This window comes from Halomonas alkalicola, assembly GCF_030704205.1.
Lineage (GTDB): Bacteria > Pseudomonadota > Gammaproteobacteria > Pseudomonadales > Halomonadaceae > Halomonas > Halomonas alkalicola.
On record NZ_CP131913.1, the window covers coordinates 2,111,062 to 2,122,567 of the forward strand.

An 11,506-nucleotide genomic window follows, 5' to 3' on the forward strand; every position below is an offset into this window, starting at 1 on the left:
TCAGCCCTTGGCGGAGAACCGGTAGCCGGTGCCGCGCACCGTCTGCACCAGGTGCTGGTGGCGCTCGCCCAGCGCCTTGCGCAGGCGGCGGATATGCACGTCCACGGTGCGCTCCTCCACGTAGACATTGCCGCCCCACACCTGGTCCAGCAGCTGGCTGCGGGTGTAGGCGCGCTCCTGGTGGGTCATGAAGAACTGCAGCAGGCGATACTCGGTGGGGCCCATCTCCACGGGCCTGCCGCTGGCGCTGACCCGGTGGCTCACCGGATCGAGCAGCAGGCCATCGACCTCCACGGCCTCCTCGACGCCCTGGGGCGTGGCGCGACGCAGCACCGCCTTGAGGCGGGCCACCAGCTCGCGGGGAGAGAAGGGCTTGGTGATGTAGTCGTCGGCGCCGGCCTCCAGCCCCTGGATCTTGTTGTCCTCCTCGCCCTTGGCGGTGAGCATGATGATCGGCAGTTCGGCGGTAGTCGGCTCGCGCTTGAGGCGGCGGGCCAGCTCGATGCCGCTGGTGCCGGGCATCATCCAGTCCAGCAGCACCAGGTCGGGCTGGTGGTCGACCACCATGGCATGGGCGGCCTGGGCGTTGTCGGCCTCGAGGACGCGATAGTCGGCCATCTCCAGCGCCACCGCGATCATCTCGCGGATCGGCGCCTCATCATCGACGATCAGAACGGTCTTGGCGGTCATCCGGAAGCCTCGGCACAGTGACGGATCGATGACGATCTCACCATGCCAGTATGACACTCGCATGACAGGACCGCCCGCCTGTCACGCGCCGGCGGCCGGCCACAGGCTGAGGGCGATGCCGGCGAACACCAGCAGGCCCGACCAGTGGTTGTTGAGGAAGGCCTGGAAGCAGGGATCGCGCTCGCGCTCGCGGATCAGGAACTGCTGGTGCACGAAGGTGGCCGCCATGCCGGCCAGGCCCAGCCAGAAGAAGCCGCCGAAGCCCAGACGCAGCCCCGCCCAGGCCAGCAGCAGCAGGGTCAGGCCCTGCAGCAGGCCGATCATCAGCCGGTCGGCGCGGCCGAACAGCACGGCGGTGGACTTGATGCCGATCTTGAGGTCGTCGTCGCGGTCGACCATGGCGTACTGGGTATCGTAGGCCACGGTCCAGGCGACGTTGGCGGCGAACAGCAGCCAGGCCTCGAAGGGCACATGGCCCAGCACCGCGCCGAAGGCCATGGGGATGGCCCAGGAGAAGGCGGCGCCCAGGAAGAGCTGGGGCAGGTGGGTGTAGCGCTTCATGAAGGGGTAGATGAAGGCCAGCGCCACCCCGACCAGGGAGAGCATCACGGTGAAGAGGTTGGTGAAGAGCACCAGCACGAAGGCGGCCATCACCAGGATCAGGAACAGCGCCTGGGCCTCGCCCTCGCTGATCCGCCCGGTGGCCAGGGGGCGCAGCCGGGTGCGCTTGACGTGGCCGTCGAAGTGGCGGTCGGCGTAGTCGTTGACCACGCAGCCGGCGGCGCGCATCAGGTAGACCCCGGCGATGAAGATCAGCAGCACGCGGCGGCCGGGGATGCCCTCGGCGGCCACCCACAGCGCCCACAGGGTGGGCCACATCAGCAGCCAGGTGCCGATGGGGCGGTTCAGGCGCATCAGCTGCAGGAAGTCGGGCACCCGGGCGAGGCCCGTGGGGCGCATCAGGGAACGGTCCATCTCTACCTCGTAAGAATGTTCGTAACTATTCAGCACCGGTTGGCTGAGTCGGGGCTTCTTGCTGCATGAAGGCTGGCACCTCCCCCGCAAACAGTTGCTCCAGTGCGGTATGCGCCGCTACCCCTTGCTTGACGGCGGTCGAGAGAAAGCTACGCATGCGGCAGAAGATCTCTCAGCACCCTCCCAGGAGCGGAAACAGCCCGAGATTTTCTGCTGGACCTTGGTCATTCGCAGATCGCGCTCCCCCTGGTTGTTGGTGAAGGGAGCGGCAGGGTCGTCGAGGAAGCGCAACACGTCGTCCTCGTACGCCTGGAGGCGTTCCAGGAGGTTGCGCGACTTGGTGCGCTTGGCCCGGCCTCGCGTTCCAGGTGGCGGTTTCACCGGCGGGGGGCACTCGGCGTCCCCTTTCGCCAGGCAATCTCGATAGCGCTGCCGCCAGGCTCGGGTCTCATCGGCCGAGAGGCAGCCGTCGGCCACCTCCACGGCGCGATGCATCTCCAACAACAGGTCATGCAAGGCCTTGGCCCATGCCTGGCCATCGTTCTCCCAGGCCGCTGTCAGCTCCCGAAGGTGGTGCGCATTACAGAGCGCGTGCCGGCAATCCGGATAGCGGTAGTAGGGCTTCCAGTGATCATGCACCAGCACGCCACGCACGAAGGGCAATACGCCGATGGCGTCCATCGCTTCCTGGCCGCGCTTGGGGTGCGGGGCCAACCAGGTCAGGGCCTCGTTGGAGGCGCTGTGTAGCCAGTAGCGTTTGCCACCGACCTGCATTCCGGTTTCATCGGCATGGACGGTGGCTGCTTCACGTAGCGCCGGGATCACCCACTCGGCGAACGCCTCGGCCCGCTGGTAGGCCTCCTGGTTGAAGGCGAACAGGGTGCCGGTGCTCAGCGACAGGCCGCACTGCGAGGTGAGCAACTCGCGGATACGCGCATAGGGCAACAGCTGATACTGGGAGAGATAGACGACATGCGCCTTGAGGCGAGGGCCATACTGGATGGGGCGAGTCACGCCCTCGGGGAATGGCGCCACGTAGCGTTGCCCCTGATCATCTTCGAGGACCTCAGCCTGATATTCGGTGACCACGGCCTGGATTACGATGTCCTGCACTTGGCGCGTTTCGACGCCGACCGGGCGGTAAGAACGCCCCTTGGGGAGTTGCCGACGATCGACACGGAGCTTGACCACCTCGTCGGGGTCCGTCACCGGCGCCAACGTCTTACCCTCATGCCCTGGCTGTCCGCCGGGGCGCCGCTCGCCTTTGGCGCGCGAGCGGCGCTGGCGATTGGGATCCTGGGACGGTGGCTTGCTGCTGTTGCGGCTACTGGTGGCCAGGCGATCGGCCATGAGCTTGACCAGCAGCATCAGCACATCGATGGCGGCACGCAGCGACGGCGAGACCGTCTGGTCTTCCTTGAGCTGCTGCCGGACCCGCTCCAGGGCCTCGTCGACGTTGATATCGCTGATGGTCATATCACCGCATAGGTGTGCCGAATGATGCTGTGCACTATGCCAGAAAAATCAGCTGGTTGGCGATACCCCATCCGCAGCCACCTGAATAGTTACGAATGTTCTTTATTGGCAGACGGTGTTAAGCGGCGGGACTGTTCCGGCGACAAGCCTGCGAGGAGGCGCTGTGAATACTTCCTTGTACGCTACCGACGCCATCCCTGGCGTAGGACCTCCTCTTCGGCTTGTCCCCGGCGCCCCGCCCGTCGGCATCGGAGACTGGCCCAGAGCCTAGCGTGAAGGGAGACCGAGGTCATCCGCCATGGCATCCAGGAACCACTCCTGCACCAGCACCCGGAAGTCGCCGCGGCGAAACACCGAGCGGCGCCCCCAGGGGCCCGTGGCGGCGTGGAAGCCGGCGGGGGCGGAGGTCACCTCGATCTCGCCGCGCTCGAGGCCCGGCTGGCGGAACAGCCAGGAGCCCAGCGAGCGCTCGCCCAGGTGGGCCAACTCGTGTTCCGGCAGGCCCGAGAGCGGCGCCACCGAGCGCGCCACCACCCAGGGGTGCTCCCCCAGGCAGAGCGCCACCTCGCGCAGCCAGGCGCGCTGGCCGGGGGCGATGCCCAGCGCCCTGGCCTCGTCGCGGCGGGGAGTGCCGAGGCGCTGGTCGAGCAGCCGGACGCGGAAGGGGCGCGGGGCACCGGCCTCGGTGAGGCGCAGGGTCAGGGAGTCCCGGGAGCCGACCCAGCGGTGCCAGGCGGGGCTCATGGCCGGCCGGGAGGCGGCCAGGGGGATCCAGTGCGCCAGGGCGCAGGTGTCGGCAGGTGGCAGGTCGGACACCGTCGGGCTCCGCGTCGCTTCAGGGGCGGCTAGTGTAACATGCGGTGCCATCCCCACCCCTGAGCGAGGAGGCCCATGAGCGCTCCCCTGACCATCATCGGTTCCGGCATGGCGGGCCTTGGCCTGCTGCGTGCCCTGCGTGCGCTGGATGCCGAACGCCCCGTGACCCTGATCACCGCTGACGGCGGCGATGACTACGCCAAGCCGCTGCTCTCCACCGGCTTCGCCAAGCGACTGCCGCCGGATCGCCTGGCGGCGCGCAGCGCCCTGCGGGTCGCCGAGGAGCTGAATGCGGTGGTGCGCACCCATACCCGGGTCGAGGCCATCGATACGGCAGCGCGCACCCTGCGGATCGGCGCCGAGCGGCTGCCCTGGAGCGAGCTGGTGCTGGCCACCGGGGCGGCGCCGGCGGTGCCCTTTGCACTGCCCGCGGCGGTGGCCGGCCGGGTCTTTACCATCAACGACCTGGAGGACTATCGCGCCTTCCACGCCGCCCTGGCGGCGCTGGGGCGGCCGGGCCGGGTGGCCATCGTCGGCGCCGGCCTGGTGGGCTGCGAGTTCGCCAACGACCTGCTGGCGGGCGGTCACGAGGTGAGCCTGGTGGCCCCCGAGACCGCGCCCCTGGCGCGGCTGCTGCCCGAGCCCCTGGGGCGTGCCCTGGGCGAGGCCTTCGAGGCGGCCGGCATGACGCTGGCGCTGGGGGGCGGGGTGACGGCCCTCGAGGACGCCGGCGCCGACCTGGGCGTGGCGCTGGACGACGGCAGCCGCCTGGTGGCTGACCTGGTGCTGGTGGCTACCGGCCTCAGGCCCCGCACCGCCCTGGCCGAGGCGGCGGGCCTCGCGGTCAGCGCCGCCGGCATCCACACCGACCGCTGCCTGGCCACCTCGGTGCCCGGCATCCACGCCCTGGGCGACGTGGCCTGCGTCGATGGGGTGAGTGCCATGTACGTGCAGCCCCTGCAGGCGAGCGCCAAGGCGCTGGCGAGGACCCTGACCGGCACGCCCACCCCGGTCGCCTACGGCCCCTGGCCGGTGGTGGTCAAGACGCCGCTGCTGCTGGTGGTGGCCCTGCCGCCGACCCGCCCGCCGGCGCGCTGGCGCATCGAGGGGGAGGCGGGGGATTTCACCGCCCTGGCGGAATCGGAAGACGGTCGTTTGATCGGATTTGCGTTGACAGGGGCCTGTGTCCGTCGGAAAGTTGAACTGGCGCGGGTTGCGCCGCCGTTGCTAGGCTAGATCTTCGACAGAACAAGACCCCGGCGACAGGCGCCCGGGGAGTATGCCAATACCAGGAGGGCAGTATGCGTAAGCCAGAACTCGCCGCGGCGATTGCCGAGCGTGCCGATCTTTCCAAGGACAAGGCGAGCCAGGTGCTCAACGTGATCCTCGACGAGATCACCGGTAGCGTGGCCCAGGGACAGGATGTGTCGCTGATCGGCTTCGGCACCTTCACCGTGCGTGAGCGTGCGGCGCGCACCGGCAAGAACCCCCAGACCGGCCAGCCGCTGACCATCCCGGCCAGCAAGACGGTGGCCTTCAAGCCGGGCAAGGGCCTCAAGGACGCGGTGGCCAAGTAAGACACAGCAAGGCGCCAGGCGGCCCGCTGCGGTGGGCCGCGGCGGCCTTCCCCTCCATGGATTCGGATTCGGTGGCGAGATCGACATGAAGCTGCGACTGATGCTCTGGCTGCTGGCCTTCCTGCTCAAGCGCGCCCTGCGCCGCAAGGCCCGCTTCCGCGAGCTGCTGACCGAGATGCGCGGCCTCGACTGGGGCATCGCCACCGAAGACCTCGCCATCGCCCGCCACTACCGGATGACCCCCCGCGGTATCCAGTCCGGGCGCGGCCTGCCGGTGGACCTCGACCTGGAGCTGCGCTTCGAGGACGAGGCCACCGCGCTCCAGGTGCTGAGGAAACCCACCCAGCAGGCCTTCCTCGATGGCATGATGGCAGGCACCGTGCGTCTGGTCGGTGATTCCGCCGATCTGCAGAAGCTCCAGAAGCTCCTCCGGCACCTCTGATCCACCTCTGACCTCCCACCCTCGCCTCGCTGCCCGGCTACTGGGTCGTGAGGGTTACACCTGCCCGTAGCGGCCCGCCTCCTCGCCCAGCCAGCGCCTGACCAGCGGCCGGCTCGCCTCCGGGTGGATGGCCAGCAGCGCCTCGGCCAGCGGAGCGACGCGCTCCAGCAGGTCGGCGTCGCGCTCCAGGTCGGCGATCTTCATCTGGGCCAGGCCCGTCTGGCGGGTGCCCAGCACCTCGCCGGGGCCGCGCAGCTCGAGGTCCTTCTCGGCGATGCGAAAGCCGTCGTTGGTCTCGCGCATCACCGCCAGGCGCTCCTTGGAGTGGGCGGAGAGCGGCGGGTGAGAGAGCAGCACGCAGAAGCTCGCGGTGGAGCCGCGCCCCACCCGGCCGCGCAGCTGGTGCAGCTGGGAGAGCCCAAGCCTCTCGGGGTTCTCGATGATCATCAGGCTGGCGTTGGGCACGTCGACCCCCACCTCGATCACCGTGGTGGCCACCAGCAGGTCCAGCTCGCCGGCCTTGAAGGCGTCCATCACCGTGGCCTTCTCGGCGGCCTTCATGCGCCCGTGCACCAGGCCGATGGCCAGTTCCGGCAGAGCCTCGGTGAGCTCGTCCCGGGTCGCCTCGGCGGCCTGGCACTCCAGCACCTCGGACTCCTCGATCAGGGTGCAGACCCAGTAGGCCTGTCGCCCCTCGGCGCAGGCGTGGCGGATGCGTGCCACCACCTCGGGGCGCCGCTCGTCGGGCATCGCCACCGTCTTCACCGGGGTGCGCCCGGGGGGCAGCTCGTCGATGATCGAGACGTCGAGGTCGGCGTAGGCGCTCATCGCCAGTGTGCGGGGAATGGGGGTCGCGGTCATCACCAGCTGGTGGGGCGTCAGGCCGCCGGCCTCGCCCTTCTCGCCCTTTTTGCCTTTCTCACGTAGCGCCAGGCGCTGGTGCACCCCGAAGCGGTGCTGCTCGTCGACGATGGCCAGGCCCAGGCGCTGGAAGTGCACGTCGCCCTGGAAGAGGGCATGGGTGCCCACCACCATGCGCGCGCGGCCGTCCTGGATGGCCGCCTTGGTGTCCAGGCGCGCCTTGCCCTTGAGCTTGCCGGAGAGCCAGGCCACCTCGATGCCCAGCGGTTCGAACCAGGCCCGGAAGGCACGGTAGTGCTGCTCGGCGAGGATCTCGGTGGGCGCCATCATCGCTGCCTGGCAGTCGCCGGCGATGGCGGAGAGTGCCGCCATGGCGGCCACCACCGTCTTGCCGGAGCCCACGTCGCCCTGCACCAGGCGCAGCATGGGCACCTCCCGGGCCAGGTCGGCGCCGATCTCGTCGAGCACGCGGCGCTGGGCGGCGGTCAGCGAGAAGGGCAGCTGGGTCAGGAAGCGCGCCTGCAGGTTACGCCCGCTGGGAAGTGCCGGCGCGCCGTCCTCCTGGATGCGCAGGCGCACCGCCTGCAGGCTCAGGCGGTGGGCCAGCAGCTCCTCCAGCGCCAGACGGCGGGTGGCGGGGTGGCGACCGCCGGCGAGCTGCGCGGGGTCGACCTCCGGCGGCGGTTGGTGGAGCACCTGCAGGCAGTGGTGCAGTTCAGGCAGCCGGAAGCGGGCGCGCAGCTCCTCGCTGATCCAGTCCGGCAGCGCCTCGGGATGAGCCGCCAGCAGGGCCAGAGCCTGCTCGATCAGCGCCCGCAGGCGGGTCTGGTGGAGGCCTTCGGTGGCGGGGTAGATGGGGGTCAGGTGGTCCTCTACCGGCGGGGCGTCGGCCTTGAGCAGGCGATATTCGGGGTGGTAGATCTCGAGCCCGGTGGCCCCGGCGCGGGCCTCGCCGAAGCAGCGCAGCCAGCTGCCGGGCTGGAACTGCTGCTGCTGGGCCGGCGAGAAGTGGAAGAAGCGCAGGCTGAGCAGGCCCGAGCCGTCGCGCAGCCGGACCAGCAGGCTGCGGCGGCGACCGCGCACCACCTCGGCGGCGACCACTTCACCCTCCACCACCGCCTCGTGGCCGGCGCGCAGGGTGCCGATGGGGGTGATGCGGGTGCGGTCCTGGTAGCGCAGCGGCAGGTGGAAGAGCAGGTCGGCCACGCTCTCCAGGCGCAGCCGGGCCAGCTTCAGCGCCAGCGCCTCGCCGACCCCCTTGAGCGACGTGACCGGCGCGTCGAGGGCGTTCATGCCGTCACGGGTTCTGCCTCGCGACAGCGGGCGATGGCCTCGGTCACGGCGTCGATCGCCTTGGGCCGCGGGAAGCTGGCCCGCCAGGCGATCGCCACGGTGCGCGAGGGTGCGGGGGGAGTGAAGGGACGGCTGACCAGCAGGCCGCTCTCGTAGTGGACGGTGCCGATGGCCGAGCGGGGCAGCACGGTGATGCCGAGCTTGGAGGCCACCATGTGGCGGATGGTCTCCAGCGACCCCCCCTCGGCGGTGAGGGTGTTGTTGGGGCTGGCAAGCTTCTGGCTGATGGCCGGGCAGGCCTCGAGGATCTGGTCCCGGAAGCAGTGGCCTTCGCCGAGCAGCAGCAGCCGCTCCTTGAGCAGCTCCTCCTTGTGGATCGCCTCGCGCTCGGCCCAGGGGTGGTCCGCCGGCATCAGCACCTCGAACTCCTCCTCGTAGAGCGCCTTGGTCAGCACGTCGGTCTCGGTGAAGGGCAACGCCACGATGATGGCATCCAGTTCGCCGCTTCTCAGCTTGCGGCGCAGGTTGCCGGTGAAGCCCTCCTCGATGTAGAGCGGCATCTGCGGCGCGCCGCGGCGCAGCTCGGGCACCAGGTGCGGGAACAGGTAGGGCCCGATGGTATAGATGGCGCCGAGCCGCAGGGGGCTGGCCAGCTGGTCCTTGCCAGAATTGGCCACCTCCTTGATCACGCTGGTCTGCTCCAGAACCCGCTGGGCCTGTTCGACGATCTTCTCGCCCAGGGGGGTCACCTGGACGGTGGACTTGGAGCGCTCGAACAGGGCGACACCCAGCTCCTCCTCGAGCTTCTTCACCGCCACGGAGAGGGTCGGCTGGGAAACGAAGCAGCGCTCGGCGGCGCGCCCGAAGTGGCGCTCCTGGGCGAGTGTCACGATGTAGCGAAGTTCTGTTAGAGTCATCTTGGTTGCCTTGCAGGCATCCTCTTGAAAATCCAATAGGGACTTTTTATCAGGAGGCAGGGAAAAGGTGAAGACAACAACGCTGATTCTGGGCTGTGGGGATATCGGGATCGGGCTTGGCCAGCGGCTGCAGGCGGCCGGCCAACGGGTGGTGGGCGTGCGCCGCAACGTGGCCGCGCTGGAGGGCAGCGGCCTCGAGGCGGCGGCGGCAGACCTCACCGATCCCGCCAGCCTCGCCGCCCTGCCCGATGCCGATGTGCTGGTCTACGTGGCCAGTGCCGACCACTTCGAGGAAGAGGCCTACCGTGCCGCCTACCCCGCGGGGCTCAAGGCGGTGCTGGATGAGTTCGGCCCCCGCAAGAAGGCGCCGCGGCGGGTCGTCTTCGTCTCCTCCACCAGCGTCTATCCCCAGCAGACCGGCGAGGAAGTGGACGAGGCGAGCCCCGCCGAGCCCACCGGCTTCGCCGGCGCACTGATTCGCGAGGCCGAGCAGGCCCTGTTCGACCATGCCCTGCCCGGCACCGCGGTACGCTTCTCGGGCATCTATGGCCCCGGTCGCGATCGCCTGATCCGCCAGGTCAGCGAGGGCCGCATCGCGCCGGAAAGCCCCGCCATGTATACCAACCGCATCCACCGCGATGACTGCGTCGGCGTGCTGGCCCACCTGATCGAGCGGGAGCTGGGCGGCGAGCCCGTCGACGACCTCTATCTGGCCAGCGACTGCGAGCCGGCGCCGCTGCATGAGGTGATGAGCTGGCTGGCGAAGCAGCTCAAGGTGGAGGCCACCGAGATCATCCAGTCGCCGCTGCGTCGCCGGGCCAGCAAGCGTTGCAACAATGCCCGCCTGCTGGCCAGCGGCTACGCCTTCCGCTACCCCAGCTACCGGGAGGGTTACCTCCAGGTGCTCAGGGAGGGCGGCTTCCTCCCCGAGAAGGCGTGATCGCCGAGGTCACGCGGTCGCTCGATCCCCGGGGCCGTGGCTACAGCGGAAAGCGATAGCCCAGTGTCAGGGTCTCGAAGCCGTCATTGGGCTCCTTGATGCCGGCATTGGAGTAGTGGGTCAGCGCCAGGGAGAGCTCCCCGCTGGCCCAGGGCACCCCCACCGCCAGGCGATCCTCGAACTGGAAGGCGGTGGAGAGGTTGCGTGACTCCACCCGGGTCTTCAGAAAGAGCGCCGCGCCGATGCCCCCTTCCACGAAGGCACCCTGGTCGCCGGCGAAGGTCCAGCGCAGTGCCGGTGCCAGGGTCAGGGCGGCGTTGCCGTCCTCCTCGTCGCTGGAGAGCAGCAGCAGGCCGGTGGCCAGCCGTAGCTCCAGGCGGGGGTGCAGGCTCGACAGCGGAACGATCCGGTCCACCTCTGCCTTGAGGGCGACCGTGGATTCGCTGGTGGCTCCGACGGCGACCTGCAGGTCGGCCATGGCCGGGCCGCCGGCCAGCAGCAGCGTCAGGGCGGCGCAGGCCGCCCGGTGCGATGCGCGGGACATTCCCTTCTCCCTATCTTGTCTGTGATCGCGCTCAGCGCGCCCGAGAGCATGCCAGGGGCACGTAGCGTGCGGTCTGGCCGTCGTTGATCGAATGAATCAGCGTCACCCGATTATAGGTCCATTCGAGGTCCACGTCCGGCAGGCCGTCGGCCTCGAGGCGTTCGGCCCGGCGCAGCAGGGTGACATGGGGGATGAAGCGGGAGGGGCGCCCCGGCAGGCCGTGGGCTTCCAGGCGCTCCCACAGCCGCTCGTGCAGTTCCTGGAGGGCGGTATCCGGGCGGCGACCGCCCACCCAGACGATACCCGGGCGACGGAAGTGACCCCAGACATCCAGCGTCCAGTGCCCGGCGGGGATGGCCAGCGAACGGATCTCTTCCGACAGCTCCTCGGCCTGCTTGTCGCCCACCTCGCCGAGAAAGGCAAGGGTCAGGTGGAGGCTCGCGTCCGGCATGCGTCTTCCGCCGCAGCGGGCCTGGGCCACATCGGCCAGGGCGCCGAGCCGCCAGCGCAGTGCGGGCGGCGGTACCAGCGCCAGGAAGAGCCGCATGGGGCTATCAGTCGCCGATGACCATCACCGCTTCCGCCTCGAACTGCGCGCCCTTGGGCAGCGCCTTCACGCCAACCGCGGCGCGGGCCGGGTAGGGCTTGGCGAAGAACTCCTCCATCACCTTGTTGACCAGGGCGAAGTTGTCCAGGTCGACCAGGTAGAGGTTGAGCTTGACGATCTCGCCCAGGGAGCCCGCGGCCTCCTCGCAGACGGCCTTGAGGTTGGTGAAGACCTGGCGGGCCTGGGCCTCGAAGTCGTCGGAGACGATCTCCATGGTGGCCGGGTCCAGGGGGATCTGGCCGGAGAGGTAGACGGTGTTGCCGGCCTTGATGGCCTGGGAGTAGGGGCCGATGGCGGCGGGGGCCTGGTCGGTGTTGATCACGGCCTTGTTGCTCATGGTGTGCTCCGTCGGTTTGGTTGCTGCTCGG

The 11,506-nt window shown here is 69.5% G+C and carries 12 protein-coding genes and 1 pseudogene; 4 read left to right on the forward strand and 9 right to left on the reverse strand.

Annotation, left to right across the window (positions count from 1 at the left end; all coding sequences use genetic code 11):
- The 4 genes and pseudogenes from phoB to B6N23_RS10115 all read right to left on the reverse strand — a co-directional run bounded on the left by phoB (nucleotide 1) and on the right by B6N23_RS10115 (nucleotide 3,957).
- A complete protein-coding gene (phoB, locus tag B6N23_RS10100) occupies nucleotides 1-690 on the reverse strand; it encodes a phosphate regulon transcriptional regulator PhoB (RefSeq protein ID WP_110069425.1) in 690 nt (229 codons plus the stop codon).
- A gap of 81 nt (nucleotides 691-771) precedes the next feature.
- The gene (ubiA, locus tag B6N23_RS10105) at nucleotides 772-1,665 is read right to left on the reverse strand and encodes a 4-hydroxybenzoate octaprenyltransferase (protein ID WP_305498401.1); all 894 of its coding nucleotides are present in this window, start codon (nucleotides 1,663-1,665) and stop codon (nucleotides 772-774) included.
- Nucleotides 1,666-1,690: 25 nt separating this feature from the next.
- A pseudogene (tnpC, locus tag B6N23_RS10110) lies at nucleotides 1,691-3,141 on the reverse strand (IS66 family transposase).
- Nucleotides 3,142-3,408: 267 nt separating this feature from the next.
- Nucleotides 3,409-3,957 carry a chorismate--pyruvate lyase family protein gene (locus B6N23_RS10115; protein ID WP_305498403.1) on the reverse strand — a complete coding sequence of 183 codons (549 nt, stop codon included), beginning with the start codon at nucleotides 3,955-3,957 and terminating at the stop codon, nucleotides 3,409-3,411.
- A 75-nt stretch (nucleotides 3,958-4,032) separates the two neighbouring features.
- On the opposite strand from B6N23_RS10115, the gene B6N23_RS10120 reads away from it, so the two are divergent.
- The 3 genes from B6N23_RS10120 (at nucleotide 4,033) to B6N23_RS10130 (ending at nucleotide 5,976) form a co-directional block, all read left to right on the forward strand.
- Nucleotides 4,033-5,193: an FAD-dependent oxidoreductase gene (locus B6N23_RS10120; RefSeq protein ID WP_305498407.1), complete on the forward strand. Its 1,161-nt coding sequence runs from the start codon at nucleotides 4,033-4,035 to the stop codon at nucleotides 5,191-5,193.
- Between the two features lie 65 nt (nucleotides 5,194-5,258).
- Nucleotides 5,259-5,534 carry an HU family DNA-binding protein gene (locus tag B6N23_RS10125; RefSeq protein WP_110069428.1) on the forward strand — a complete coding sequence of 92 codons (276 nt, stop codon included), beginning with the start codon at nucleotides 5,259-5,261 and terminating at the stop codon, nucleotides 5,532-5,534.
- A gap of 85 nt (nucleotides 5,535-5,619) precedes the next feature.
- Complete coding sequence (locus B6N23_RS10130; protein WP_110069429.1) at nucleotides 5,620-5,976, forward strand: hypothetical protein; 357 nt, start codon at nucleotides 5,620-5,622, stop codon at nucleotides 5,974-5,976.
- A 54-nt stretch (nucleotides 5,977-6,030) separates the two neighbouring features.
- Here B6N23_RS10130 and recG read toward each other — a convergent pair whose 3' ends face one another.
- Together recG and B6N23_RS10140 are read right to left on the reverse strand one after the other, a co-directional pair.
- Nucleotides 6,031-8,130 (reverse strand): ATP-dependent DNA helicase RecG, encoded by a 2,100-nt coding sequence (recG, locus tag B6N23_RS10135; RefSeq protein ID WP_305498423.1) that lies wholly within the window; start codon nucleotides 8,128-8,130, stop codon nucleotides 6,031-6,033.
- Nucleotides 8,127-9,047, reverse strand: a complete 921-nt coding sequence (locus B6N23_RS10140; RefSeq protein ID WP_305498425.1) for a hydrogen peroxide-inducible genes activator — start codon at nucleotides 9,045-9,047, stop codon at nucleotides 8,127-8,129. The genes recG and B6N23_RS10140 overlap by 4 nt, the downstream gene beginning before the upstream one ends.
- Before the next feature lie 67 nt (nucleotides 9,048-9,114).
- Here B6N23_RS10140 and B6N23_RS10145 point away from each other — a divergent pair, with 67 nt between their 5' ends.
- Complete coding sequence (locus B6N23_RS10145; protein ID WP_305498427.1) at nucleotides 9,115-9,987, forward strand: SDR family oxidoreductase; 873 nt, start codon at nucleotides 9,115-9,117, stop codon at nucleotides 9,985-9,987.
- 40 nt (nucleotides 9,988-10,027) lie between these two features.
- On the opposite strand, the gene B6N23_RS10150 is transcribed toward B6N23_RS10145, so the two are convergent.
- From B6N23_RS10150 to B6N23_RS10160, 3 genes are read right to left on the reverse strand one after another with little or no spacing between them, the layout of a single operon-like run.
- Nucleotides 10,028-10,531 (reverse strand): acyloxyacyl hydrolase, encoded by a 504-nt coding sequence (locus B6N23_RS10150; RefSeq protein WP_305498430.1) that lies wholly within the window; start codon nucleotides 10,529-10,531, stop codon nucleotides 10,028-10,030.
- A 31-nt stretch (nucleotides 10,532-10,562) separates the two neighbouring features.
- A complete protein-coding gene (gene thpR / locus B6N23_RS10155) occupies nucleotides 10,563-11,078 on the reverse strand; it encodes an RNA 2',3'-cyclic phosphodiesterase (RefSeq protein ID WP_305498445.1) in 516 nt (171 codons plus the stop codon).
- A gap of 7 nt (nucleotides 11,079-11,085) precedes the next feature.
- Nucleotides 11,086-11,475, reverse strand: a complete 390-nt coding sequence (locus B6N23_RS10160; RefSeq protein ID WP_305498446.1) for a RidA family protein — start codon at nucleotides 11,473-11,475, stop codon at nucleotides 11,086-11,088.
- Nucleotides 11,476-11,506 lie beyond the last annotated feature (31 nt).